22 protein-coding genes are annotated in these 25,392 nt (G+C 36.7%); 11 read left to right on the top strand and 11 right to left on the bottom strand.

Annotated features, from left to right (window positions below; translation table 11 throughout):
- The first annotated feature begins 40 nt into the window (after positions 1–40).
- The 4 genes from J2786_RS19355 to recG all read left to right on the top strand — a co-directional run bounded on the left by J2786_RS19355 (position 41) and on the right by recG (position 5,396).
- Positions 41–1,033: a PDDEXK nuclease domain-containing protein gene (locus J2786_RS19355; RefSeq protein ID WP_047428166.1), complete on the top strand. Its 993-nt coding sequence runs from the start codon at positions 41–43 to the stop codon at positions 1,031–1,033.
- A 23-nt stretch (positions 1,034–1,056) separates the two neighbouring features.
- Positions 1,057–2,568 (top strand): peptide MFS transporter, encoded by a 1,512-nt coding sequence (locus J2786_RS19350; RefSeq protein ID WP_047428169.1) that lies wholly within the window; start codon positions 1,057–1,059, stop codon positions 2,566–2,568.
- A gap of 41 nt (positions 2,569–2,609) precedes the next feature.
- Entirely contained in the window at positions 2,610–3,143 is a 534-nt protein-coding gene (locus J2786_RS19345; protein ID WP_047428172.1) for a thioredoxin family protein, read from the top strand.
- A 165-nt stretch (positions 3,144–3,308) separates the two neighbouring features.
- Positions 3,309–5,396: an ATP-dependent DNA helicase RecG gene (gene recG / locus J2786_RS19340; RefSeq protein ID WP_047428175.1), complete on the top strand. Its 2,088-nt coding sequence runs from the start codon at positions 3,309–3,311 to the stop codon at positions 5,394–5,396.
- A 611-nt stretch (positions 5,397–6,007) separates the two neighbouring features.
- Here recG and J2786_RS19335 read toward each other — a convergent pair.
- From J2786_RS19335 to dapA, 4 genes are all read right to left on the bottom strand, one after another.
- Positions 6,008–6,457 carry a response regulator gene (locus J2786_RS19335; RefSeq protein ID WP_047428179.1) on the bottom strand — a complete coding sequence of 150 codons (450 nt, stop codon included), beginning with the start codon at positions 6,455–6,457 and terminating at the stop codon, positions 6,008–6,010.
- The gene (locus tag J2786_RS19330) at positions 6,450–7,031 is read right to left on the bottom strand and encodes a helix-turn-helix domain-containing protein (protein WP_047428182.1); all 582 of its coding nucleotides are present in this window, start codon (positions 7,029–7,031) and stop codon (positions 6,450–6,452) included. The genes J2786_RS19335 and J2786_RS19330 overlap by 8 nt, the downstream gene beginning before the upstream one ends.
- A 297-nt stretch (positions 7,032–7,328) precedes the next feature.
- Positions 7,329–7,829 carry a GNAT family N-acetyltransferase gene (locus tag J2786_RS19325; RefSeq protein WP_047428185.1) on the bottom strand — a complete coding sequence of 167 codons (501 nt, stop codon included), beginning with the start codon at positions 7,827–7,829 and terminating at the stop codon, positions 7,329–7,331.
- Positions 7,830–7,946: 117 nt separating this feature from the next.
- A complete protein-coding gene (dapA, locus tag J2786_RS19320) occupies positions 7,947–8,819 on the bottom strand; it encodes a 4-hydroxy-tetrahydrodipicolinate synthase (RefSeq protein ID WP_047428189.1) in 873 nt (290 codons plus the stop codon).
- A gap of 107 nt (positions 8,820–8,926) precedes the next feature.
- On the opposite strand from dapA, the gene J2786_RS19315 reads away from it, so the two are divergent.
- The 4 genes from J2786_RS19315 to recO are packed head-to-tail and all read left to right on the top strand — an operon-like array spanning position 8,927 to position 13,575.
- Positions 8,927–9,685, top strand: a complete 759-nt coding sequence (locus J2786_RS19315; RefSeq protein WP_047428192.1) for a 5'-nucleotidase C-terminal domain-containing protein — start codon at positions 8,927–8,929, stop codon at positions 9,683–9,685.
- Positions 9,685–10,635 carry a bifunctional metallophosphatase/5'-nucleotidase gene (locus tag J2786_RS19310; RefSeq protein WP_047428195.1) on the top strand — a complete coding sequence of 317 codons (951 nt, stop codon included), beginning with the start codon at positions 9,685–9,687 and terminating at the stop codon, positions 10,633–10,635. Before J2786_RS19315 ends, J2786_RS19310 begins: the two co-directional genes overlap by 1 nt.
- A 1-nt stretch (position 10,636) precedes the next feature.
- Positions 10,637–12,889: a type IX secretion system anionic LPS delivery protein PorZ gene (porZ, locus tag J2786_RS19305; RefSeq protein WP_047428197.1), complete on the top strand. Its 2,253-nt coding sequence runs from the start codon at positions 10,637–10,639 to the stop codon at positions 12,887–12,889.
- Positions 12,889–13,575, top strand: coding sequence for a DNA repair protein RecO (recO, locus tag J2786_RS19300; RefSeq protein ID WP_047428199.1), 687 nt, complete (start codon positions 12,889–12,891; stop codon positions 13,573–13,575). Before porZ ends, recO begins: the two co-directional genes overlap by 1 nt.
- A 7-nt stretch (positions 13,576–13,582) precedes the next feature.
- Here recO and J2786_RS19295 read toward each other — a convergent pair whose 3' ends face one another.
- The 4 genes from J2786_RS19295 to J2786_RS19280 form a co-directional block, all read right to left on the bottom strand.
- Positions 13,583–16,261 carry an MGH1-like glycoside hydrolase domain-containing protein gene (locus J2786_RS19295; RefSeq protein ID WP_047428202.1) on the bottom strand — a complete coding sequence of 893 codons (2,679 nt, stop codon included), beginning with the start codon at positions 16,259–16,261 and terminating at the stop codon, positions 13,583–13,585.
- 118 nt (positions 16,262–16,379) lie between these two features.
- On the bottom strand, positions 16,380–17,189 hold the full coding sequence (locus J2786_RS19290) for a glucose 1-dehydrogenase (RefSeq protein ID WP_047428206.1): 810 nt from the start codon (positions 17,187–17,189) through the stop codon (positions 16,380–16,382).
- 73 nt (positions 17,190–17,262) lie between these two features.
- Positions 17,263–17,736 (bottom strand): GNAT family N-acetyltransferase, encoded by a 474-nt coding sequence (locus J2786_RS19285; protein ID WP_047428208.1) that lies wholly within the window; start codon positions 17,734–17,736, stop codon positions 17,263–17,265.
- A gap of 5 nt (positions 17,737–17,741) precedes the next feature.
- Positions 17,742–18,359 (bottom strand): DUF1684 domain-containing protein, encoded by a 618-nt coding sequence (locus J2786_RS19280; RefSeq protein ID WP_047428618.1) that lies wholly within the window; start codon positions 18,357–18,359, stop codon positions 17,742–17,744.
- A gap of 131 nt (positions 18,360–18,490) precedes the next feature.
- Here J2786_RS19280 and J2786_RS19275 point away from each other — a divergent pair, with 131 nt between their 5' ends.
- Positions 18,491–20,071 (top strand): GMC family oxidoreductase N-terminal domain-containing protein, encoded by a 1,581-nt coding sequence (locus tag J2786_RS19275; protein ID WP_047428210.1) that lies wholly within the window; start codon positions 18,491–18,493, stop codon positions 20,069–20,071.
- Positions 20,072–20,073: 2 nt separating this feature from the next.
- On the opposite strand, the gene J2786_RS19270 is transcribed toward J2786_RS19275, so the two are convergent.
- The 3 genes from J2786_RS19270 to mqo all read right to left on the bottom strand — a co-directional run bounded on the left by J2786_RS19270 (position 20,074) and on the right by mqo (position 22,916).
- Positions 20,074–20,940: an AadS family aminoglycoside 6-adenylyltransferase gene (locus J2786_RS19270; RefSeq protein WP_047428212.1), complete on the bottom strand. Its 867-nt coding sequence runs from the start codon at positions 20,938–20,940 to the stop codon at positions 20,074–20,076.
- Position 20,941: 1 nt separating this feature from the next.
- Positions 20,942–21,343, bottom strand: coding sequence for a hypothetical protein (locus J2786_RS19265; RefSeq protein ID WP_047428622.1), 402 nt, complete (start codon positions 21,341–21,343; stop codon positions 20,942–20,944).
- A 67-nt stretch (positions 21,344–21,410) separates the two neighbouring features.
- The gene (gene mqo / locus J2786_RS19260) at positions 21,411–22,916 is read right to left on the bottom strand and encodes a malate dehydrogenase (quinone) (protein WP_047428214.1); all 1,506 of its coding nucleotides are present in this window, start codon (positions 22,914–22,916) and stop codon (positions 21,411–21,413) included.
- Positions 22,917–23,415: 499 nt separating this feature from the next.
- Here mqo and J2786_RS19255 point away from each other — a divergent pair, with 499 nt between their 5' ends.
- Entirely contained in the window at positions 23,416–24,519 is a 1,104-nt protein-coding gene (locus tag J2786_RS19255) for a phage tail-like protein (protein ID WP_047428216.1), read from the top strand.
- 15 nt (positions 24,520–24,534) lie between these two features.
- Positions 24,535–25,356, top strand: a complete 822-nt coding sequence (locus tag J2786_RS19250) for a phage tail-like protein (RefSeq protein WP_047428219.1) — start codon at positions 24,535–24,537, stop codon at positions 25,354–25,356.
- The last annotated feature ends 36 nt before the right edge of the window (positions 25,357–25,392 follow it).

The following is a 25,392-nucleotide window of genomic DNA, read 5'->3' as shown; positions in this document are numbered from 1 at the left end:
TAAAAACCTCTGCCAAGTCAGAGGTTTTTTTTATTTTCGTATGATGGAAATTTCCGAAGATTCTTTATTCCAATCCGTACAGGAAATCATTAGACAGTCGCGCGAAAAAGTTTTTCGGATCGCGAATTCTACACTACTGCTTACCTACTGGCAGATTGGAAAATTGATTGTTGAAGACGAACAAAAAGGAAAAGAACGTGCAGAATATGGAAAATATACACTGAAAAAGCTTTCTCAGAAGCTTACCTTAGAATTTGGGAAGGGATTTGATTATACGAACTTGTCTAATATGCGGAAGTTTTACACCGCATTTCCAATTGTTGACACATTGTCTCAACAATTGAGCTGGTCTCATTACAGACTGCTCTCAAGTCAGGATAATAAAGACAAGAGGTTTTATTATCTGAATGAGTCCATACAAAATAACTGGAATGTAAGAGATCTCAAAAGACAAATCAATTCGCTTGCTTACGAAAGAGTTTTAGAGCATAAAAAATCTTCTCCGGAAAGTATTCACAGTGTTTTAAAAGATCCCTATATTTTTGAATTTCTTGGCTTAAAAGCTGATGAACAATTCTCTGAAAAAGAAATTGAAACAGCCATTATTGATCATATTCAAAAATTTTTACTGGAATTCGGGAAAGGTTTTGCCTTCGTAGCCAGACAACAACATATTTCTACGGATACATCGGACTTCTATATTGATCTTGTTTTCTATAATTACATTTTGAAGTGTTTTGTCATCATTGATCTAAAAACCGGAGAACTTTCTCATCAGGATATCGGACAGATTGATATGTATGTAAGAATGTATGATGATCTGAAACGCGGAGAAGGAGATAACCCAACCATCGGAATTTTATTATGCTCAGAAAAAGATGAGACCATTGTAAAATATTCCATTTTGAATGATAAAAACAATTTATTTGCCAGCAAATACCTGCTGTACCTCCCAAAAGAAGAAGAATTAAAACAAATTATTGACCAGGACAGAATCCGTTTTGAACTGGATCAGGACAATAAAAACCCTTAATTAGAACTTAATCATATATCACTATGAGCTTAACTTTAGATGAAATACAAAATTTCAAAGGAAAGTATCCCAGACAAATCTGGAGCCTGTTTTTCTCTGAAATGTGGGAACGTTTCTGTTTCTACGGAATGCGTGGAATGCTGGTTTTCTTTATGATCTCACAGCTTAACTTCCATGAAAAAGAAGCCAACCTTCAATATGGTGCTACCCAGGCCTTCGTATATGCTTTTACTTTTGTAGGAGGTCTTTTTGCCGATAAAATTTTAGGATTCCGAAAATCCCTGTTCTGGGGCGGACTTCTGATGATCGTAGGAAGTTTAATTCTTGCTACCGATCCCCATAAATTCTTTTTCTTAGGAATAGCATTCACCGTAGTAGGGACAGGTTTCTTCAAACCTAATATTTCATCTATGGTAGGACAGCTTTATAAACCTAATGATTCAAGGGCAGATGCAGGATTTTCACTTTTCTACGCAGGAATTAACCTCGGAGCTTTGCTGGGTGGTTACCTATGTATTGCAATTGGTAAAGGAGAATTCCTAAGCAATATTATTGCAGAAGAAATGAGATGGCATATTGCTTTTGGTCTTGCTGCAATAGTAATGGTCGTAAGTTTGATCAATTTTGTATTTACACAAAGAACATTAGGCACCATCGGCCTGCAACCGGGACACCCTTTAGCAGAAGAAAAAACAGCCCCAATTCCAAAATGGAAAGAATATGGAGTATACGTTTTGTCGTTGGTTTTTGTACCTATCATTATGACCATGGTAGCGAAAACAGAATATACAGATTATTTCATGTGGACCATCGGGCCCTTAACTTTAATCTATTTATTCTATGAAATGTCTAAAGTAACAGCTTCTGAGCGTAAAAAACTTTGGGCCGCTTTGGTTTTCATTATATTTTCAATCATCTTCTGGGGAATTTATGAACAAAGTGGAGGCTCTTTAAGCATTTTTGCGGCTAAGAACCTTAACAAAGATCTTCTTGGATTAGACCCGAATGGAGTGAATAACTCAGGAGGAGCTTTCTTCATTATTTTCCTTGCTCCATTGATTGGACTTCTTTGGATCTGGCTGAACAAAAGAAAAATTGAGCCCAATACGATCATTAAATTCGGATTAGGATTCATTTTCTTAGGATTAGGATATTATGTTTTGTTTGCCACCCGCCTGTTTGCAGATCTTCAGGGAATCACTTCACTGAACTTCTTCACACTGGCACTTCTTATCATTACACTTGGAGAATTATGCCTGTCGCCTATCGGATTATCCATCATGACCAAGCTTTCTACAAAGAATCTTCAGGGAATGATGATGGGAATGTGGTTCCTTGCTTCTGCTTATGGACAGTATGTTGCCGGGATTATCGGGGCAAGTCTTGCCACAGCCAAAGAAGGTTCTACCAACTATGATGAATTGATCACTTATACTGATGGATATAAACAATTAGGATTATATGCGGTAATTGCCGGAGTGGTATTAATTTTGATATCTCCGTACGTGAAAAAATTAATGCAGGATGTAAAATAAAAAATAAGTAATTATGCTTATTTTTACTTAAATATCACAATATGAAGAAAATTTTAAGCATAGTTCTCTTACTTTTATTAAATTTCAGTTTTGCACAGGTAAAGTGGATGACGATTGAGGAAGCTTTAAAAGCTCAAAAGGAAAGTCCAAAAAAAATATTAATTGATTTCTATGCAGACTGGTGTGGCCCATGTAAAATCATGGATAAAAAAACGTATGGTCATCCTGTAATTGCTCAGATTTTAAATGAGAACTATTATCCTGTAAAATTTAATGCAGAAGAAAAAAAGAGTATTGAAATTTTCGGAAGAACATTTTCCAATCCCAATACTGAACATAAAAAAGGAAAAAATTCTCTTCATGAGTTTACCCAGTATATGAATGTAGGAGCAGTTCCAAGCACCGTATTTCTGGATGAGCATGGAGATCCCATCACCATACTTCAGGGGGAACTGTCTGCCAAAGAACTGGAACCTTATCTGGAACTGATCTCAAAAGATTTGTTTAAAAAGATTAAGACCAGGGAACAATGGGAGGATTACCAGAAGAAATTCAAATCTAAAATTAAAGATTAATTCAGAACTTTGAAACCGCATTTTCTGTTTCAGTTCTAAAAATTCACTATAGAGGCTTCCAATTTTTTGGAAGTCTTTTTTATTTTACCGAAATTCGAGCCTTTATTTCTATTATCCGAAATAAGGATCAAAAAATTCAAAAAATTAGTATCCTGCAACCTGAAAATGAATCTCGAAACCTCCATAGAATATGTAAAAGGAATAGGCCCGGAAAGAGCTAAACTCATCAAAAGTGTGTTGGGCTTATCTACTGTAGAAGATATGTTGAATTTCTACCCTATCCGATATCTGGACAAAAGTAAAATCTATACTGTTTCTCAACTCAAAGAAGAAACCAGCCAGGAAATTCAGTTGAGGGGAAGAATTACTCAGGTACAGGAAATTCAGACTGGTAAAACCAAAAGATTATCTGCAAAGTTCAATGATGAGACAGGCAGTATGGATCTTGTGTGGTTTCAATATTCCAAATGGTTGAAAGAACAGCTTCCGATCAACAAGGAAGTTTATATTTTTGGGAAGATCAATGTTTTCAACCGTCAGTTTTCTATGCCGCATCCGGAAATTGAAGCGGAAGAAAAAAAAGAAGGAGACACTCGGCTTAAACCTATTTATCCGAGTTCTGAAAAACTAACCAAGAGAGGATTAAATCAAAGATTTTTCCAGAATGCTTTAAGAAATATCTGCAAAGAGATCCCGAATCTTATTGAGGAAAACTTTCCGGAATATCTGATGAAGACATTCAAGTTTATGTCCAGACAGCACGCTTTTCTGAATGTCCACTTTCCAAAGGATCAGGAACATTTTGATAAAGCGGATTACAGATTAAAATTTGAGGAATCATTTTTCTTTCAGTTAGGATATGGCTTAAAGAAACTTCATCATAAAACACAGTCTCATGGTAATCCTTTCCCGATTATTGGAGATCATTTTAATGATTTTTATGAAAACCATCTTCCTTTTGAGCTTACCAATGCACAGAAAAGGGTTTTGAAGGAAATAAGAGTGGATATGAAAAGACCGGTTCAGATGAACAGGCTTTTGCAAGGGGACGTAGGATCAGGAAAAACGATGGTTGCCCTTCTTACGATGCTTATCGCAATGGATAACGGTTTTCAGAGCTGTCTGATGGCTCCCACGGAAATTCTTGCTCAACAGCATTACAATGGTATCAAAGAGCTATTGGAAAAAACAGGAATCAATATCCGCCTTCTCACAGGTTCTACCAAAGCAGCAGAAAGAAGAATTATCCATGAAGAACTGGAAAATGGCTCACTTTCTATTTTGGTAGGAACTCATGCCGTTTTGGAAGACAAGGTTAAATTTAAAAATCTGGGATTAGCCATCATTGATGAGCAGCATAGATTCGGAGTTGCTCAAAGGGCTAAACTTTGGGCTAAAAATAGGATTCCGCCTCATATTCTGGTGATGACCGCCACCCCTATTCCAAGAACTCTGGCTATGAGTTTTTATTCTGATCTCGATGTTTCTGTGATTGATGAGATGCCAGTGGGGAGAAAGCCTATTATTACAGCTCATCGCCGGGAAAAAGACAGATCGTATGTGTATAATTTCTGTAAAGATGAAATTAAAAAAGGCAGACAGGTTTATTTCGTATATCCTCTGATTGAAGAATCGGAAACCCTGGATTATAAAAACCTGATGGAAGGCTTGGAGCATGTCATGGATTATTTCTCGGAATACAACGTCACTATGCTTCACGGGAAAATGAAACCGGATGAAAAAGATGCCGCTATGGCTTATTTTGCTTCAGGAAAAGCTGAAATAATGGTTGCAACAACAGTCATTGAAGTGGGAGTAAACGTTCCGAATGCTTCGGTAATGGTGATTGAAAGCTCGGAAAGGTTTGGGTTATCACAGCTTCACCAGCTCAGAGGGCGTGTGGGAAGAGGTGCTGAACAGAGTTACTGTATCCTGATGACTTCCGATAAATTATCCAAAGAAAGCAGAACACGTATTAAAACAATGACTGAAACTAATGATGGGTTTAAAATTTCTGAGGTAGATATGCAGCTTCGCGGACCCGGAGATATTTTGGGTACTCAGCAAAGTGGTGTGGTAGATTTTAAAAGACTGGATCTTATTAATGACTCGGCAATCATCAAAACAACAAAAAATACGGTAGAAAGAATACTTGAAGCAGATCCTATGCTTTCAAGGACTGACAATCTGATCATCAAAAACTATTATATCAGATACTACAAAGGAAAAAATAAGTGGAGTAAAATATCATAAAAAAAACCGCAGAAAAAAACTTCCTGCGGCCCCCTTATAAAACTGTTATTTAGAAGAAATTACTTTTGGTGTGTCCAAAAAAAATTTATTTTAATAGTTCAGGCTTAATATTTTGTGATGTGGTGTGAAAATATTTATATAACAATATAATAATGAGCTAAAACCATAACTATTAAAATAAATTATAAAAAACAAAATGAATTATTTTTTCCAACTTGCTTATTATAAAAACTAACTGTGCTTTCGATGGAGATGAGGGAATGAAACGAATAAAAATATCTCCAACTACTTATTGAGTTTTCATGATTGTACCGTTTTGTTTAAAGATCTTCTGTGCTTTAAAATTGGAAAATTAGTATAATTCATTTTGTTTAACTAACATCGTGATTTATATAATTTTGTTCTTTAGAAACAATTACTTCTCATTCATCTGTATCTTCTACTATATAATGAAATTTGTGTCTCAGTTTACTTTTACAAATGTCAGAATATTAATTCAGATGCCTTTTATATTATTTTAATTATTAGTTATAAAATTTTCACTTATTTGTGAATAGTATGCTATAAATATGATTTAAAAATTATTAATATTAAATTAACAATTCCTTTATTCATAATACTTTCAAGATAAAATTATCTTTATTCAATCCTGAGGTATGATACTGCCAATTAATGGTAATAACTTCCGTGAGTACTTTTTTAAGCTTCTCAAAACACTCTGGTTTTTTCATAAAAATATGGGCTCCTTTTACAAAAATATCTTCTATTTCACTTTCCGGAATCGGGTCTGAAAAAATAGCCGTTACCATATTGTTGAATTTTGAATTCGAACTGATATCTTCCAGGCATTCCATGCTTTCTTTTCCAGGAATCAGGTAATTGATAAAAACAATTTCCGGAACTACTGCATCGTCATTATTCAGGTATTCCATCAGGTTACTTCCATTGCTGAAACATTGAACTTTTATAGAGATTTTCAGTTCTTTCAAAATATTTTTAAAAAAAATCAAGGTGTTTTCATCGTTGTCTGCTACAATTACGTTCAGAAATTCTTTATTCATACTGCATTTTATGGTTTATTACCGTGCTTTGTACTCTTCTTCGTTTGCTAATAATTTTTTGAAACTGGGATGGAGTGATTCCTGTTGTATTTTTGAACTGAGTACTTAAATGCGCTACACTGGAATAGTTCAGCTTATGGGCAATTTCCGTAAGACTTTGTTTGTTTCTTATGATCAAAGCCTTTGCATGTTCAATCTTTTGCAGAATAATAAAATTCTCAATAGAGGTATAGGCAACTTCTGAAAAAAGATTGGAAAGATATCCATAGCTGTGATTCAGCTTCTCAGAAATATAGATGGATGCTTTTACCGGTATAATTTCATCAGAAAAGACAAGCTCTACAATAGCATCTTTTATTTTCTGTACCAGCGCACTTTTTTGACTTTCTATGATCTCAATACCATAATCTTCAAGATTTTTCTTAAAAAGATTGTGCTGTTCTTGTGTAAGGGGCTCATAGAATTCCACTTCACCAAAGTTCAGTAACCTGTACTTCAGCCCGTGTTCTTTAAGTTTCTCGTCCAATACCTTTTTACAAAGGGCATTGAAATCAAATTTAACATACATTTTCATCCTAGTATATATAAGCCAATATTATTTAGTAAATATAATAATTTATTTCAAGTAAATGTGAAATAGATGTATATTTTTAACATTTTGCTATATATACGAAAAAACTCCTGTATTTTAGAATACAGGAATTTAAACACTAAGGATGAAAAAAATATACTGATAAAAAGCTTTTCAGCTCAAAACCAAGCATATGAATGTATTGTATAAGTGATTTGGTTCTGAAGCAAAGATGAATCAAAAAAAGAAATCACTTGTTATAGAATTACAGGATAAAGTTACAAAATTTTAAGTCATTTATCAGTGAATTAGAAATTCCATGAGATAATCATCCATTACAAAACCGTTTCCAATATCAAAAACACCTTCGTCATAAACTTTATATCCCTGGGATTCATAGAATTTTCTGGCAGAATTGTACTTATTGACATTCAGGATAATTCTATTGTTTTTGTTTTCAGAAACCTGCTCATTCAGGAACTGAAGTGCTCCCTTCCCAAATCCTTTTCCTTTGCTTTCCGGAATCAGATAAATCCTGTGCAGCTTTGTTGTTTTTTCTTCATAATTATGCTCATAACCGATAAAGCCTTCATAGCTTTCATTATTTTCATCCTGAATAAGATAATAATGATAATACGGATTTTGAAAATGATGCAAAATTTCTGTTTCAGAATACATTTCCGAGAGCATAAACTCCATTTGTTCTTTCGAAAGAATGTCTGCATAGGCATTTTCCCATGATCGTCTTGCAAGATCCTGAATCAAAGGGATATCAGCTGCTGTTGCCTGTTGTAATTTCATGATTGGTTATATTATATGATTAAAAAAAGTGAAAAGCCTAAGCTTTTCACCCTTTATATTGTTCAATGATGACTCATGAGTTTTAACATTATTAAAATTCATTTTGTCGGTTCATTATTAAATCTTAGCCATTTCAGCTTTAATTTTTGCGTGAAGACCTTCAGAAGCTTTTACCAGAGGAAGTCTCAGATAATTTTTGATGATTCCCTTTTCTGTCAGTATTACTTTAATACCACAAGGATTACCTTCAGCAAAAATCAAACGGGTAATATCTACCAGTTTGTTGTGAATTTCATAAGCTTCCTTCACTTTACCCTCAAAAGCCAGCTGTACCATTGTTGAAAATTCTTTAGGATAAGCCTGCCCGATTACGGAAATTACTCCATCTCCACCGGCTAATGTTACAGGTAATGTATATTCATCATCACCGGAAACTAAAGAAAATCCTTCCGGCTTCTTTCTCAGAATATCAAAATACTGAAGAATGTTAGGAGAAGCCTCCTTAATCAGGAATAAGTTAGGAAATTCCTTTGCAAGACGAAGCGTAGTCTCTGCTTCTACATTTTGCCCTGTTCTTGATGGAACATTATAAATAATAATATTTTTTCCTGTGGAAGCTAAAGCTTTATAATGTTGATAAAGACCTTCCTGGTTCGGTTTATTATAATATGGAGATACTGAAAGTACGGCTTCAAATGCAGAAAGATCTGCTTCTTCAATCTGTTTCTTGACGTCAAGAGTATCGTTACCGCCAATTCCCAACACTAGAGAAAGACGTTTATTATTCACCTTAATGATATGCTCAATTACCTGTTTCTTCTCCTCTGCAGAAAGCGTTGCGGCTTCTGCCGTTGTTCCCAATACAACTAAATAATTGGTTCCGTTTTCGATATTGTACTCCACCAGTTTTGTTAAACTGTCGAAGTCAACGGATAAATCTTCATTAAAGGGCGTTACCAATGCAACACCTACTCCTTTTAAAATGCTCATCTGTTAGAATTATTTTTGTCAAATTTAATAATTTACAGTAAGAATTTGTAATAAATAATAATGTTTTATTATACATATAGTTATATTTGCATATACTAAAAGAGATTATGAAAAATAAATTCTTGTTACTAGGAATTGCTCTGATGTCGCTTACTGCATGCAAAACGGCTTCTGCGCCGCAGCTTGTGAATGTAAAGACCCAGAAAAATATTTCTATTAATAATGAGCTAAAGAATGATGAGGAGTTTGTAAAATTTATCGAACCTTATAAGCAGAAACTGGATAAAGAAATGAACCAGAAGATCTCGCATACCAATGTGGATCTTACAAAACAGGGCGATAACAGCAATCTGGGTAATCTTTTAGCTGACTATACGTTTGAAGGAGGTAATGAATGGATCAAAACTCATCTTAAGCAAAACGTAGACGCTGCACTGATCAATATCGGAGGAATCCGAACCACTATCGGAAAAGGAGATATTTTACTTAAAAATGTATTTGAAGTAATGCCTTTCGAAAATGAAGTAGTGATTGTGAAAATGAAAGGAGCAGATTTACAGGGGCTTTTTGAGTATTATGCAAAAACGCAGGTCAACAATCCCGTTTCTCATTTATACATTGAAACAAAAAACGGACAGGTAACCAAATCCTTAATCAACGGCAGCACAGTAGACCCTGCCAAAGATTATTATATTGCTACTTCAGACTATCTTGCACTGGGAGGAGACAATATGAAATTCTTTGCTAAAGGAGAATCCATTGCTACAGGGATTAAAATGAGAGATTTATTTATCGATTATTTTAAAAAGTCACCTGAAGTGGTAGTGAATTCGGATGTTCGTTTAAATTTTATCGGGAAGAAATAATGGATAGAAAAAGTTTTTTAAAAGCAATAGGCGGAGGATCTTTAGCAATGGCTTTAGCTCCCAATATGATGATGGCGGAAGAATTAAAAGTTCTTAATTTAAAATCTGCAAATAAACTGACTATTCTTCATACCAACGATCAACATAGCAGAATAGAACCTTTTGATGCGAGCTATACAAAAAATCCTAATCAGGGAGGTTTTGCAAGAAGGGCAAGCTTAATTCAGCAGATCAGAAGCCAGGAAAGTAATGTTCTTCTTCTTGATTCCGGAGATATTTTTCAGGGAACACCATATTTTAATTTCTTCGGAGGAGAACTGGAGTTCAAATTAATGTCCATGATGAAATATGATGCCTCTACCATGGGAAATCATGATTTCGACAATGGACTTGATGGATTTTTAAAAGTGCTTCCTAATGCGAAGTTTCCTTTTATCTGTTCCAATTATGACTTTAAAAACACAGTTCTTGACGGGAAAACTTCTCCCTACCAGATCTTCAATAAGAATGGCATCAAAGTAGGAATTTTCGGAGTGGGAATCCAGCTTGATGGTCTTGTAGGCAAAAAACAGTATGGAGAAACCGTTTACTCCAACCCGGTGGATGTAGCGCAGCATTATTCAAATTTCCTGAAGAAAGATCAGAAATGTGATCTTGTGATTTGTCTTTCTCACATCGGCTACGATTACAGAGACGAACCTAATAAAATAAGTGATAAAATTTTAGCGGCCAATACAGAAAATATTGATATTATCCTAGGAGGCCATACTCATACATTCTTACCGGAACCGCAGACCTTCACCAACAGACAGGGCAAAAATGTACTTGTTAACCAGGTGGGATGGGCAGGTCTTCTTTTAGGTAGAATAGATTTTTATTTTGATACAAACAAAAACGTACAGCATATTTCCTGGAACAATCAGGTAATAGATAGCAGCATAACCGCATAATATGAAAAAACTCTCTATAATTTCTCTTGGTATTTTAGCTTCCCTGCAGCTGACAAAAGCACAGGTTATTTCATCCAAAAAGTGGGCAGATCTGTTTTCCTACAATAATGTCTTAGCCATGAAAGAAGACAACGGAAAAATCATTGCAGCCACTCAAAACGGAATATTCTATTATACAATATCAACAGGAGAAATTACGAAGTTATCCAAAGCCAATGGTCTTCATAACATCGGAATTACCGCTTTCGATTATAATCCGCAGACGAAAACAGGGCTTATTGGTTATGAAAACGGATCTATGGATGTTATTACGCCGCAGGAGATCAAATATATTGTTGATATTCCCATTGCTACAGGTTATAACGGGGACAAAAAAATCAACCATATTTCCATAACCGGAAATCAGGCTGTCATTTCTGTTGGGTACGGAGTTTCCATATTCAACCTCCAGAATAAAGAATTTGGTGATTCTGCATTTTTCCTTTCTGGTGGTGTTTATCAGGCGAGTAATGAAGCCACGATATTCGGGAATAAAGTATATTCTGTAACAGATACAGGATTGAAAAGCCATCAAATGAATACTACATTTCCGGTATATTCTACCTGGACAACGGAAGCTCCCGGAGTTTTCAAACATATAGATTCAGAATCAGAACTGGTATATTCAACGGCTACAGCAGCGTATATTTATAATAATGGTACCCCAATACAACTTCCTACTACCTTTGAAAAAATCAGGGATGTGGTGATTACTTCCAATAGTATTACCGTTACCGATAACAGAGTATATACCTATGGAACCAATGGAGTTTCACAAAATGCGGTAAGCCTTGGCGAAGAATGCAATACAGCATTAACAGCTGGCGGAAAAATTTTAGGAGGAACGGTGTTATCAGGAATTAAGGATGAAGGTAACAATACTTTTAAACCTTCCGGTCCTTACTTTAATTTTGCGTATAATATCAATCTTTTTGATAATAATCAACTCCTGGTTTCTACCGGAGCAAGAGCAAATAACTATAACGAACCATCTATTAATCCTAAAAAACCGGGATTTTATTATTTCACCGGTACAGAATGGGTTTATCCTTCATATTTTGTTAATAACCCACAGTCTATCAATGTACTAGATGCCACATTAAGTCCTTCTAATAATAATGAAGTATTTTTTACCAATTATACGATGTTTGATAATGGGGTTTACAAAATGAAGTACAATGCTACCAGCAAAGATTTTGAACTGGTAAAGTATTATAATCTTGGGGCACAGCCTTATTACAGACGCCCTGTAGGTTTTGCTACAGACTCCCAGAGTAATCTTTTTGTATCTTTTGGTTTTAATGATGGGAATCCTTCTATAGGAATCTACGATAAAGCAGCGGATGATTTTGTTATCAAGAAAATAGTTCTGGCCAGTGATGGTATACAAAAACCGGTTTTCTATGAAAATATGTTGTGGACTCCGCTACCGAGATCCAATAACTTCTGGGTGTATGATTATAAAAATGCTCTCAATCTTTCAGATGATTCGGATTATATCCTGGGAACATCTAATGGATTTAACAGTTCAGGAGGAATTTTATCTGTAGCATTTGATAAGGCTGGTGATGCATGGATTGGTACAGATGGAGGTTTAAGAGTTATGCCTAATGCGGCATCAGAAATAAAAAGCGCTCAGCCTAAAGTTGAACCTATAGTTATAGAGCAGAATGGTTTGGGTGAGGAGCTCTTCAGAGAATCAGCAATTCTTCAGATTGCAATAGATGCAGGTGACTATAAGTGGGTTTCTGTTGACGGTGGTGGTGTTTACTACCTGTCTTCAGACGGTCAGAGAACCATAAAACATTTTACAAAGGAAAATTCACCTCTTCCTACGAACAGTGTTACTGATATCAAGATTGATAAGAAAACAGGTAAAGTATATTTTGTAACCTATAATGGTATTGTAACGTATCAGGGCGATGTTGCCGATGTAACATCCAATTTCGGTGATGTTGTAGTATATCCTAATCCTGTTGTTTATTCCAATTTCAAAGGAAAAGTAACCATTAAAGGTCTTGCAGAAAAAACCAATATAAGAATTGTAGATGCTGCAGGAAACGTAGTTCACTCAGCTGTAGCACGAGGAGGTTATTATGAATGGGATCTGAATAATCAGAAAGGAACAAGAGTAGCCTCAGGGATTTATTTCGTTCTGATGACCAATGAAGACGGATCTGATAAAGCTACCGCCAAAATAGGAGTAGTTAATTAATGAATTCACAAAACGGTTTTTTACTTTCATTTATCAAATATGGAGAAAATGATGCTGTATTGCATTGTTTTACGGAAGAAGAGGGTTTCCAGAGCTATTTTCTAAAGGGAATTTATTCCAAAAAGAATAAAAAGAAAGCCTTGCTTCAGCCACTGAGCCAGCTCAATTTTTCTGTAAATCCATCGCGGGGTAACGGTATTCCGTCTGTTTCAAAATTTGAACTGGTTAAAAACAATGACATTTATACAGATATAAAGGTTAATACCGTCATTTTCTTTATTTCAGATTTTCTGAGCCATATTCTTAAGCATGAGAACAAAAATATTCCGATCTATTCCGGTATTGATCATCTCATCAGCGAGCTGACCAATAGAAACTATCAGGCGCATCTTCTGTTTTTGCTGGCTTTTTTAAAAATTCAGGGTGTTGCTCCATTGCTGAGTGAAGGCAGATTTTTAGATCCGGAAACAGGAACTTTTTCTCCTGGAATAAGTCATCAGCTTTTCAATGAAGAAATTTCTATGCTGTGGAAAGAAGCGCTTTGTGCAGAAGACTTTTATGCCACAAAAATCCATTCTTCCTTAAGAAAAGATTTTCTTGATAGTCTTTTAGTGTACTATCATTATCATATTACAGACTTCAAAACTCCGGCTTCACTGGAAATTATTCAGCAGATATTTGAATAAAAGCAGATTACTTTTTCGTTGCCTTATTGTTTTTTCCAACATCCTCCGGCATTTCAGTTTCGGACTCTGCCATTTCTTTTTTGGAAAATCTGGGCTGAAGAATCTTAGCAATAAGTCCCGTCCAGCCGGTCTGATGAGAAGCTCCTACTCCACGACCGTTGTCTCCGTGAAAATATTCATAGAACAGGATATAATCTTTAAAATCCGGATCGGTCTGAAATCTTTCATACTGCCCATGAACCGGTCGTTTTCCGTTTTCATCTTTTAAAAATATCTTCGCAAGTCTCTTGTTTAAGGCATCTGCAATCTGATCAAGGTTTGAATAATTACCACTTCCCGTAGGATATTCCACTAAAAAATCCGGGCTATAATAGAAGAAAAAACGCTGAAGACTGTCAATAATAAGGAAGTTAATGGGAAACCACACGGGACCGCGCCAGTTGCTGTTTCCTCCGAAAAGGCCGCTATCACTTTCGGCAGGTGTATATTTTACGCTGTAATTCGTATCATTCAACGTTAAAGTGTAAGGATTGCTTTCATATTCTTTGGATAAAGCTCTTACTCCGTAATCACTGAGAAATTCCTCAGGATTCAACATCCGGTTTAACAGTCTTTTCAAACGATGTCCGCGAAGCAGAGATAAGAGGTGTTTGGAATCCTGCCCTTTCACTTCCCATCTTGAAACCAGAGAAGCCAGTTCAGGTTTATTATCCAGTACCCATTTCATTCTTTTCTTGAAATCAGGAAGATTTTCAATCATTTCATCATCGATAACCTCAACGGCAAACATTGGAATTAAACCAACAATCGTCCTTAGCTTCAGATACATATGAGTTCCGTCACTGGAGGTAATGGCATCATAGAAAAATTCATCCTGCTCATCCCAAAGACTGAATTTCTCATCACCCATATTATCCAGTGAATGGGCAATCGACAGGAAATGTTCAAAGAACTTCATTGCCATTTCTTCATACACTTTATTGTATAGAGCCAGTTCCAGGGCAATTCTCATCATATTCAGAGCAAACATGGCCATCCAGCTTGTTCCATCGGACTGCTCCAGCTGTTCTCCGTTGGGCAAAACAGAATTCCGGTCAAAAACCCCGATATTGTCAAGTCCCAGAAAGCCTCCTTCAAAGATATTGTTGCCATTAAGATCTTTTTTATTAACCCACCAGGTAAAATTCATCAATAGTTTTTGAAAAGCACTTTCCAGAAATTCCAGGTCTGGTTTATCTTTTAAATATTCATCAATTTTAAATACCCTGAAAACCGCCCAGGCATGTACAGGTGGATTTACATCACTCAGGTTCCATTCGTAGGCAGGCAGCTGTCCGTTGGGATGCATATACCATTCAAAGAGGAAAAGCTTTAGCTGATGTTTTGCAAAATCCGGGTCTATCAGGGAGAAACTAATGGTATGAAATGCCAGATCCCATGTTGCATACCATGGATATTCCCATTTATCAGGCATTGAAATGATATGCTCATTGTTCAGATGCTTCCAGTCGAAGTTTCTTATTGTTTCCCGGGACTTTGGCGGCGGCATTCCGGAAGGATCACCTTTCAGCCATTTTTCTACATTGTAATGGTAAAACATTTTATTCCAAAGCATTCCGGCAAAAGCCTGTCTTTGAACCAGTCTTTCATCTTCCAAAGAAATTCCCTTCTGAATTTCTGCATAAAACTCATCTGCCTCTTTCTGTCTTTGTTCAAAAAGAATTTCGAAATCTTTAAAAGGCTCTCTTATATCTTTATCTGAAAGTCTGAATTCAAATATTTTAGATTCCCCTGCTTTAAAATCCTCATCAATAAAAAAAGAAGCTTTTGTTCCTGCATTTTGTGGATTCACAGACTGGGAATTTCCTGTCATCACAAAATTATTAATTCCGTCTTTACTGTATTTTGACTCATTGGAAGATTGATAAAGCCTTTCATTATTGGTCTCATTATTACAAAATAATGTCTTCAAAGATTGCTTTGCATAGACATTTTTAATCTCAATATCCTGATGACCGACCTTAATATGATCTGCATCTTCCGCAGATAATTGCGGTTTATAATCATCATACCCCCAATTCCAGGTATTCCTGAACCAAACAGTCGGAAGAATGACAAGAGACGCTTCGTTTTCAGATTTATTGACTATTGTTATTCTTACAAGAATATCATGCTGACTTTCTTTTGCATATTCAATAAAGATGTCAAAGTATTCATTGTGATCAAAAATACCTGTATCTATCAGGTCATATTCAGCTTCCTCCTTTCCCCTTTCCGCATTTATTTTAACAAGCTGTTCATAAGGAAAAGCATTTTGAGGATATTTATACAACATCTTCATGTAAGAATGGGTAGGTGTGGAATCCAGATAGTAAAAATATTCTTTCACATCTTCACCATGATTTCCCTGTCCATTGGTGAGCCCAAAGAATCTTTCTTTGACCATTTTATCTTTCTTATTCCAGAACCCTACAGAAAATACAAGCTTCTGGAGATCATCACAGATTCCACATATTCCTTCTTCACCCCAACGGTATGTTTTGGCTTCTGCGGTATCATGACTGGTATAATTCCAGGCATCTCCGTTTTCACTGTAATCTTCACGAACAAGCCCCCACTCACGGTTACTAACATAGGGACCCCATTTTTTCCATGAAATATCTGAAATTCTCTGCTGTTCTGACATAAGCGATAATTATGAGTAATGAGTAATGAGCAATATTTAATTTCGTTTCAATCTCTGAGAACAACCTCAAAACTTTAAACTAAATTTTGAACATTAAACCTTGAACTTCGAATTTCCTCTACCCTCCCGTAGAAAAACTCTCAAACGTAGTCATTCCACCATCCACAAAGATGCTGGTTCCGGTGATATAATCTGCAAGGTCACTGGCAAGGAACGCGGCTAAGTTTCCGATATCCTGCGGTTGTCCGATTCTGTTATAAGGAATAAGGTTCAGAAGAGAATTAAGGGCTTCCGGAGTATCCCACGCATTCTTATTAATAGGGGTTTGAATAGCCCCCGGACAAATGGAATTGACACGGATCTTGTTGGCCCCATATTCCTGAGCAAGGGTTTGCATCAGCATTCTGATGGCCCCTTTACTGGAAGCATAATTCGCATGTCCCGCCCACGGAATAATTTCGTGTACCGAACTGATATGAATGATTTTTCCACAGGCTGCGGACCTTGAAGGATCTATTCCTCTTCTCAGAAATTCTTTAATAGCTTCTCTGGCGCATAGAAATTGTCCCGTCAGGTTGACTCCAATGACAGCATTCCATTGATCCAATGTCATTTCAGTGAATTTTGCATCTTTTTGAATGCCTGCATTATTGATCAGAATATCTACAGTCTGATATTCAGCAATGACATCCTGAAACATCCTGACTACCTGATCTTCTTTGGAAACATCACATTGATAGGTCATTCCCTTACCTCCGGCATCCGTTATTTCTTTTAATACAGCTTTAGCTTCTTCCGTAGATCTTTCTGAAGAATGGTTGACGATGACTGTTGCTCCAGCTGCAGCCAATGATTTCGCAATTCCCGAACCGATTCCACTGGAAGCTCCTGTGACTATAGCCACCTGATTCTGAAGTGATATTTCCATGTTTTGTAATTTGATGTTACTCAAAGTTATGGAAAGATTCCAGCAGATAAAAAATTATGATTTTAAAATTTTATTAAAGTTTTTTGTGCATCAGGTATTGAGGGCCGCTTCTTCCGATCCTCGTTTTACCATCGTAAATGTATCCTGCCTGAAGGTAAATATGGTAAGCAGAGTCATTTTTCTGGTTTACAGCAAGGACAATTTCATCACAGCTATTGAAGTGGTTTCTCACAAAATCTCCCACTTCCAGCATTGCAGCTTTTCCAATTCCTTTGCCCTGCATTTGCGGATTCACAGATAAAGAACGTAATAAAACTGAGTTTTCATTATCTGTAAGTTCGTGTTTATCTTTCCCAAAATCAAGTACAAAAAAACCTGCAGGCTGATCGTTGTAAAATATAGTTACGGGAAATGCATCGTTATCATCCCGTTCACTGATACTTTGTAAAGCCTGCTGAGCAGTCGCTGTAAATCTCATCTGATTTTCATCCAAAGCATAGCTGACTCCGGAACGATCTTCTGGTTTAAAGAATGCTAAATGTATCATAAGTATCAGTGATGGTAGATATCTTCATACATTACTCCTGCACGGATTTCCACGGGAAGTTTATTTTCCTCCGGAACAATAGGGCAATTGTAATCATAAGCGTTGTAAGCACAGAAAGGATGATAGGATTGATTGAAATCAAGCACAATGGTATTTCCTTTCGGGATGGTAAGATCCATGTATTTTCCTCCTCCATAGGTTTCTTTTTCATTGGTGGCATCACGGAACGGAAGGAAAAGATAGTTTTTGTATTTTTCCTGTTTAATTAAATCCAGACTTTGATATAACGTTACAGTATAAGGTTTTCCATCCAATGTAAAGGTTGCTTTTCCATATTCCTGATACATTTTTGTTTTGCCTGAAGATGTGGGAAGTTCAAAAGGCTGCGTATCCTTCGACTTAACAAATTCTGCCGTAATCCTGTACTTAGCATTAAAAGGAAAGAAAGGATGCCCCTTAAAATTTTTAAAATTATCACCTCTTAACGGAGTCTCTTTTGGATTAAGATATTCCGCATTCAGTTCTTTCTGAAATTTCTGGACCTCTTTCTCTTCCTTTGACATCTTTTTCTGAGAAAAAAACCATAGTGGAAGAAGCAGAAAGAGTATTATATATTTTTTCATGAATTTAAAATTATAAGTAAAACTATGAATTTCCGAAACAATAAAAGTTAAAATTGTAATAAAAAAATATAATCTGTAATAAATAAAATAAGCACCTGCATATCTAGCATACTTTTTGAAAAACAAAGCTCATGGACAGAAAAAGCTTCATTAAGACCGGTGTTTTGGCAATATCAGGATTTTACTTTCTTCAATCTGAGTTATTTCATGCTGCGGAAAGAAGAAACAATAAGATAAAGGACTATCGTGATGTTCCGATTGTTATTATTGGCAGTGGATATGGAGGTGCGGTATCTGCCCTCCGCCTTTGTGAAGCCGGAAAAAAAGTGGTACTGCTGGAGATGGGTCTTAACTGGGAAAAAGCAGGAATTCCGTTTTCCAATCTGCTGAAGCCCGGTAAAAGTTCTGCATGGCTGAAAACCAAAAGCATTGCTCCTTTTATGAATATTTTTTCTCTGACTCCTTTTACCGGAACACTGGACCGTCTGGATTTTGATCATATTAAAATCTGGGTAGGACGAGGGGTAGGCGGAGGTTCTCTGGTGAATGGCGGAATGGCTGTTACTCCTAAGGAGAGCTATTTCAAAGAGGTTTTCCCTGATCTTGATGCTGAAAAATTTTATAGCCATTACTTTCCTCTGGTTCGGGAAGAGCTTAAAGTAAACGTGATTGATGAACAGTTTCTGAAAGACTGTCCTTATTATAAATTTACGCGGGTAGGTGAAGAAGAAGCTCATAAAGCCGGGTTTAAAACCATCCGGGTTCCGAATGTGTATGATTTTAAATACATGGAAAAAGAATTCCGGAATGAAGTTCCCCGTTCTGCGCTCAATACTGAAGTGATTTATGGAAATAATCATGGGAAAAACAGTTTAGATAAAACCTATCTCAGAAAAGCAATGGAAACCGGAAATCTGGAAATTCTTGATCTTCACCGTGTTCAGACCATTCAACTGAATGATGACAAAAGTTATACATTAAATGTGCAGCAGACCGATACTTCGGGAGCTCTGATTGCGGACAAAGTTTTCACCTGCAAAAAACTTATTCTTTCTGCAGGAACAATGGGCACTTTACAGCTGCTGTTACAATCCAATGCAGAAAACGGGTTTCCTATCCATGAAAAGATTGGCAAAAACTGGGGAAATAACGGGAATTTCATGACAGGAAGAAACTGGGTTAAGCCTTTGTCTGGTGGCACCGGAGCTAAGCAATCCACTATTCCGGTAGGAGGAATTGATAACTGGGATGATCCTGAACATCCGTTTTTCACAGAAATTGCTCCTCTTCCAATGGGAATGGATGTTGCTACTGCTTTGTATCTGCTGATTAACAGGGTTGATAAAAAAGGAGATGTTTTTTACAATAAAACCAGCCAATCTCTGACATTAAACTGGAATGAAAGTAATACTCTCAAAATGAGAGAAAATGCCCAATATTTTATCCGGAAAATGAATAAAGCTAATGGGGGTACCAGAAGCCATCTTCTTTTCGACAATGGTTTTGGAGCAGATATCTGTTATCATCCGCTTGGCGGATGTGTCCTTAATGAAGCTACCAACGAATATGGAAAGCTGAAAGATCACGAGAACCTGTATGTTTTGGATGGCTCGTTAATTCCGGGAACCATTGGTGTTAATCCCTTTGTTACCATTACAGCCATTGCAGAATACTGTATAGAAAATCTTATCAGAAAGAATGAGTTTGCCTGAAATTAAGGCATTGCCTTCACTTCCTCAAGATAGTTCCTGATATCTTTTTCCAGTTTTGCAGGATAGATAAAATGAAGTTTTTCTGCCAATGAAGTCCCCAGTTCATGTACCAGGTCGGCACATTCCAATAAAGCTTTCCAGTTTTCTTCAATATCGCTTCCGGAGAAAGTTCTTTCCACCTTGCTCCACAAATCAGCGGGTAGGTATTTTTTGAAAAGTCTTCCGTGTTTATTGGTTGTGATCGTGTTCCAGTTATGATTTCCGGCAATATACCATTCAATCAATGGAACGAGATAATCTGTACGAAGAATATTTTCAGACATAAATTTGGCATAAAAAATATCTCCGCGCTTCAGGCATTTTGCAACATAGGTTGTATCCCACCAGAAGTCATTCATCAGCTGCTTAAATTCCTTTTCAGATGGTTTCTGAATCATGACTGACTGATACGTTGGTTCTTTCAGCTTTTCAGTCAAATTATCTTTATCTATTAAAACTCTATACCCTACGTCCCAGTCTTCAGGAAGGTTTTCTTCTTTAATTTCTTCAATAAATTCTGCTACCTGATACAGTTTAAAGTCAACCTTCACATGGTCTTTATATAAAACCATTTTCATGGCATGTTTTCCGTCAAAAACACTCTCATCTTCTTCAATCATGGAAATAGGCTCACCAAAGAGTCTGATCCATTCATTTTCTGATTCATAGAATGATCTGTTATCAAAAACAAGTTCTACATCAAGATCACTAAAATCATCTACGGATGCATAAGGATTTACCAATGAGCTGGTAAGAAGAACAGCACGAATATCAGGATTGTTTTCAGCCCAGTGAATAATCTGTTTCAGCTTTTCTTCCCTTACTTTCATATTAATAAGATTCTGATATTTTCACGCGGTACACGTCGGAAGAATTTCTCTTGATTGATTCTACAAAAAAGCCTCCTTCCTCAGGAATTACTTCTTTCAGATCAAAACTTTTACAATCTTTCGGAAGCCCGGAAAAGATCAGGGTAAACCAAAAGTCTTTCATAAAGGGAACCGGTGTCCAGTATGGTGAAATTGAAATATTTTCCGCATGAATCATTTTGCTTCTATGCTCAGACTGGTTGTCAAAAAGATAGGTTGAATGCCAGATCCTGATCAGGTTTCCCAGAAACGGTGATGCGGGAAAACAGCAATGTACAATAACCTGCCTCTCCTCTTCTGTTTTTGCCTGAAGAGATTCCAGGATTTCCTTTGCAATGAGTGGTTTTACAATTACTTCTTCCACCTTTTTATAAATAATGAGCAATGAGCAATGAGTAATAAAGGCTATTACTCATTGTTCATTATTGATGTTAATATTCTAATTCTAGTTTTTCTTTGGTGTAATTTCTTACTTCATGGGTCAGTTCTGGGTTTTCGGCCAGTTTTTGTCCGTAAGAAGGGATCATTTCAAGTAACTTTCCTTTCCATTCTCCATGTAGTTTTTCCGGGAAACATTTTTCCAGCACATTCAGCATGGCATAAACTGCAGTGGAGGCACCCGGTGAAGCTCCCAATAGAGAAGCAATTGTTCCGCTCTTGTTCACTACCACCTCAGTTCCGAATTCCAGCTTACCCCCTTCTTTTTCATCTTTTTTGATAATCTGAACTCTCTGTCCGGCTACTTTCAATTCCCAGTCTTCTTCTTTAGCATCCTTGATAAATTCTCTCAAATGCTGCATTCTCTGCGACTTCGTCATGGCAACCTGCTGGATCAGATATTTTGTTAGTGGAATATTATGCCACCATGCTCCGAAAAGTGATTTTAAATTTTTGGTATTTACACTTTCAGGAAGGTCAAGATAGCTTCCCTCTCTCAGGAATTTAGTTGAAAATCCTGCAAAAGGTCCGAAAAGAAGTGCTTTCTTCCCATCAATGATTCTAAGGTCCAGATGCGGAACAGACATTGGCGGAGCATCTACCGTAGCCTGAGTGTATACTTTAGCATGGTGCTTTTCTACCAGCTCCTGATTGTGACTTACCAGCCACTGGCCAGAGACCGGGAAACCACCATATCCTTCACTTTCTTTAATATCTGAACTATCCAGTAAAGGAAGCGCATATCCTCCTGCACCGATAAATACAAAATCTGCCACCACTTCCTGTTTATGACTGTGAATTCTGTCTTTCACTTTCATTTCCCATGTACCGTTTTCTCTCGGGCTGATATCTTTCACTTCATGGTATAAGAAAACCTCAACATTGGAATCTTCCAGAAGGTGTCTTCCCATTTTTCTTGTCAGGGTTCCGAAGTTCACATCTGTTCCCATATCCATCTTTGTTGCAGCCATTACTTCAGATTGATTTCTTTTGCTCATCACCAGAGGAATCCATTCTTTAAGTTTCTCGTGATCTGTAGAAAATTCCATTCCTGAAAAAAGGACAGATTCTGCCATTTTATCATGACGTTTTCTAAGATATTCAGCATCTTTTTCTCCAAATACCAGGCTCATATGTGCACAGGAATTGATAAATTCTTTGGGTTCATGAATATATCCTTTGGTAATCAGATAAGACCAGAATTGTTTTGAAATTTCAAACTGTTCTGCAATACTTTCAGCTTTGGTAATATCAACAGATCCGTCTGGTTTTTCAGGGGTATAATTTAGCTCACAAAAAGCGGAATGTCCTGTTCCGGCATTGTTCCATGCAGCTGTACTTTCTTTGGCAAATCTTCCGAGTCTTTCGAAGATAGCGATTTCAAGATTTGGATCAAATTCATGAAGCAGCGTTGCTAAAGTGGCGCTCATGATTCCGCCGCCTATCAGTACAACGTCGTATTTAGGTTTCGGTGTTCTGCTTGTAAGCGATTGTGACATAATTTTAAAATTTTACTTCAAATTTCGTGAAAAGTTTTAAAAACCGGAACGATTTTAACACGTTATTTTTTCGTTCAAAACACTTATTGAGTACACAACAAAAAACCATGGAAAATTTCAATAGAACACCATTGAAATGATTGATAATGTAAAACAGTTGTTTATAAAAATGTTAATTTTTTATTTTTTTAATTCACTGAATGGTAACTAATTAATTAATTGACAAGGGCAAAATTTTATAAAAATTTAAGTTTACTTAAGTTCATCGGATTAAATACAGCAACCATAAGTATTTATGCCATTACACTTTATCAACAATAAGTGATAAATAATTACACTTACAATATAAAATATCACTTTTTATTGATAAATATACAATTTTATAGATTTAATTCTATGCATACCACATTGAATAACTGTTTTTTTTATGTACCTTTCAATTGATTTAATACCTATTCCACAAGTATTTAATTAAAATTATTTCATAAACATACTACAGATGAAAATTATTAATTTCGTGAGTACACTATTCGCGACAGTGGCATTTGCCCAAAGCGGAAGTGTAGGAATCAACACGTCCACACCGGACCCCAGTGCAATTCTGCACATTGAGAACTTCAGTGGAACACCTGCCACAGCTACTGCCGCCATTTCGGGAGGAGCTGTTACCGGGGTTACCATCAGCAACGGAGGTAGTGGTTATACTTCCACACCAACAATTAATTTTTATGGAGGAGGATCTGTCGTTAACGGAGGTTCAAAAGCGCGTGCTACAGCAGTAATTTCCAATGGTCAGCTTACAGGGATAACGATTAACAACGGAGGTAGCGGCTATACGACAGCTCCTACGGTAACCGTTTCCGGAGGTAATAAAGGAGTATTATTTCCCAACCTGAATATTGCCAGCCTTACCAGTACAACGAGCCCTGTTACCTCTCCCGCCAATGGACTTATTGGTTTCAACGGAGGAACAAATGGTAACAACAGAGCTCTTCATTTTTTTAACAGTACAACCAATTCATGGCAAAGCACAATTGATGCACAAAACACTCCTAAAGTTGCCTATCTCGATTTTACCGGATCACTATCTGCTCTTGACAATGCGATAGCGGGTGCCAGCACTCAGCTTATGGTAAATAATCCTGCGGTTTCAGGGGTATCAAACATCAGCGGATTTAAAGTTCTCCCCAGCACTTTAGGAGGATATTCCCTTATTCTTCCACAGGGAAGCTATCTGGTGGAAGTGAATCTGAATTTAAATTCCCCCCAGGAAAATCCAGCCGGAGTGAACGGTACTGCTCCACTCACAGGGAGTACTTATTATCTGATGGGATATTTTATAGATTTCTACAGCGACACCTATAATAATTCATCCAACACCTTTACCGGAGGGGGCGTCAGCAGAAAAGAGGTTCCTATTGTTTCAAAAATAAGTACCAATCACCTCGCTACCTGGTCTTTCTACTATACAGTACCTGCAAATGCCAATGCCAATATTATTGGCGCATTACGGTTGAGTCTGGGAAGAATGCAAAACAGTACATTCTACGATCTTGTGAATGTAATTCCTACCGGTTCTTATATTAAAATATCTCAGTTATAAAAAAACAATCAACATATGAAAAAAAGTTATATCCTGCTATTATTGATTATAGCCCAGACCATATATGCACAGGTTGCTATTGGGAAAACCTCAGTCAACAGTTCAGCTGTTCTGGATGTTTCACAGATTACCAATAAAGGAGTACTTCTTCCAAGAGTGGATATTGTAGATGTATTGAGTAATAGCTCTCCGGTAAATAATCCGGCAGAAGGACTGGTGGTGTACAATAAAGGAAACTCCATCAGTCCCGGTCTTTATATCTGGAAAAATAACAGATGGACTCAGTTGTCTGATACGTATAACCTGGTAAGTTATATGATGCTTCAACGCTCCTCTGATTATGCGATACTTGGAGGTCTCGCCAACGGTACATACAAAAATTTTAATGATGCTGCCTTTACTGTTGTATCCAATGATATCGGAGCATTATACAATACTTCCACAGGAATTATCACACTTCCCGGAAACAGCGGTTATCTGGTGAATGTATGCCTGAACATCAGAACAGCTCTTGAAAGCACTACAGCAGGGATCGGAGGAACTTCTGTTCATCTCCATCAGTATCTTGTAAAGCTCATTGATCCGTCCAGCGGAAATCAATATGGTAAAACAATAAGTATCAACGCACAATCAATTGCCGGTAATAAGACCCATACGCTGAATATGAGTTTCTCTTTTGTGACTACTTCAGCAGCACCTATTCTTTTAGTTCCTGCCATTGCTCATGATGCAGGAGGAACTTATCAGAACGGATCCGGAGGAACAGGTCCTAATAACGGAGAAATCATCATCACGAACGCTAAAGTTGATATTCAAAGATCAGCGCTTAATCAATAATCAATTGCACAATGAAAACATCTATTTACATAACCT

This window comes from Chryseobacterium vietnamense (genome assembly GCF_031454475.1).
Lineage (GTDB): Bacteria > Bacteroidota > Bacteroidia > Flavobacteriales > Weeksellaceae > Chryseobacterium > Chryseobacterium vietnamense.
The sequence above is the reverse complement of the archived record's forward strand: the minus strand, read 5'-3'. Positions and strand labels throughout refer to the sequence as shown.

Excerpts from the sequence above, each read along its gene's own strand:
- J2786_RS19355 (WP_047428166.1), top strand. The coding sequence starts at position 41 with ATGATGGAAATTTCCGAAGATTCTTTATTCCAATCCGTACAGGAAATC.
- J2786_RS19350 (WP_047428169.1), top strand. The coding sequence starts at position 1,057 with ATGAGCTTAACTTTAGATGAAATACAAAATTTCAAAGGAAAGTATCCC.
- J2786_RS19345 (WP_047428172.1), top strand. The coding sequence starts at position 2,610 with ATGAAGAAAATTTTAAGCATAGTTCTCTTACTTTTATTAAATTTCAGT.
- recG (WP_047428175.1), top strand. The coding sequence starts at position 3,309 with ATGAATCTCGAAACCTCCATAGAATATGTAAAAGGAATAGGCCCGGAA.
- J2786_RS19335 (WP_047428179.1), bottom strand. The coding sequence starts at position 6,457 with ATGAATAAAGAATTTCTGAACGTAATTGTAGCAGACAACGATGAAAAC.
- J2786_RS19330 (WP_047428182.1), bottom strand. The coding sequence starts at position 7,031 with ATGAAAATGTATGTTAAATTTGATTTCAATGCCCTTTGTAAAAAGGTA.
- J2786_RS19325 (WP_047428185.1), bottom strand. The coding sequence starts at position 7,829 with ATGAAATTACAACAGGCAACAGCAGCTGATATCCCTTTGATTCAGGAT.
- dapA (WP_047428189.1), bottom strand. The coding sequence starts at position 8,819 with ATGAGCATTTTAAAAGGAGTAGGTGTTGCATTGGTAACGCCCTTTAAT.
- J2786_RS19315 (WP_047428192.1), top strand. The coding sequence starts at position 8,927 with ATGAAAAATAAATTCTTGTTACTAGGAATTGCTCTGATGTCGCTTACT.
- J2786_RS19310 (WP_047428195.1), top strand. The coding sequence starts at position 9,685 with ATGGATAGAAAAAGTTTTTTAAAAGCAATAGGCGGAGGATCTTTAGCA.
- porZ (WP_047428197.1), top strand. The coding sequence starts at position 10,637 with ATGAAAAAACTCTCTATAATTTCTCTTGGTATTTTAGCTTCCCTGCAG.
- recO (WP_047428199.1), top strand. The coding sequence starts at position 12,889 with ATGAATTCACAAAACGGTTTTTTACTTTCATTTATCAAATATGGAGAA.
- J2786_RS19295 (WP_047428202.1), bottom strand. The coding sequence starts at position 16,261 with ATGTCAGAACAGCAGAGAATTTCAGATATTTCATGGAAAAAATGGGGT.
- J2786_RS19290 (WP_047428206.1), bottom strand. The coding sequence starts at position 17,189 with ATGGAAATATCACTTCAGAATCAGGTGGCTATAGTCACAGGAGCTTCC.
- J2786_RS19285 (WP_047428208.1), bottom strand. The coding sequence starts at position 17,736 with ATGATACATTTAGCATTCTTTAAACCAGAAGATCGTTCCGGAGTCAGC.
- J2786_RS19280 (WP_047428618.1), bottom strand. The coding sequence starts at position 18,359 with ATGAAAAAATATATAATACTCTTTCTGCTTCTTCCACTATGGTTTTTT.
- J2786_RS19275 (WP_047428210.1), top strand. The coding sequence starts at position 18,491 with ATGGACAGAAAAAGCTTCATTAAGACCGGTGTTTTGGCAATATCAGGA.
- J2786_RS19270 (WP_047428212.1), bottom strand. The coding sequence starts at position 20,940 with ATGAAAGTAAGGGAAGAAAAGCTGAAACAGATTATTCACTGGGCTGAA.
- mqo (WP_047428214.1), bottom strand. The coding sequence starts at position 22,916 with ATGTCACAATCGCTTACAAGCAGAACACCGAAACCTAAATACGACGTT.
- J2786_RS19255 (WP_047428216.1), top strand. The coding sequence starts at position 23,416 with ATGAAAATTATTAATTTCGTGAGTACACTATTCGCGACAGTGGCATTT.
- J2786_RS19250 (WP_047428219.1), top strand. The coding sequence starts at position 24,535 with ATGAAAAAAAGTTATATCCTGCTATTATTGATTATAGCCCAGACCATA.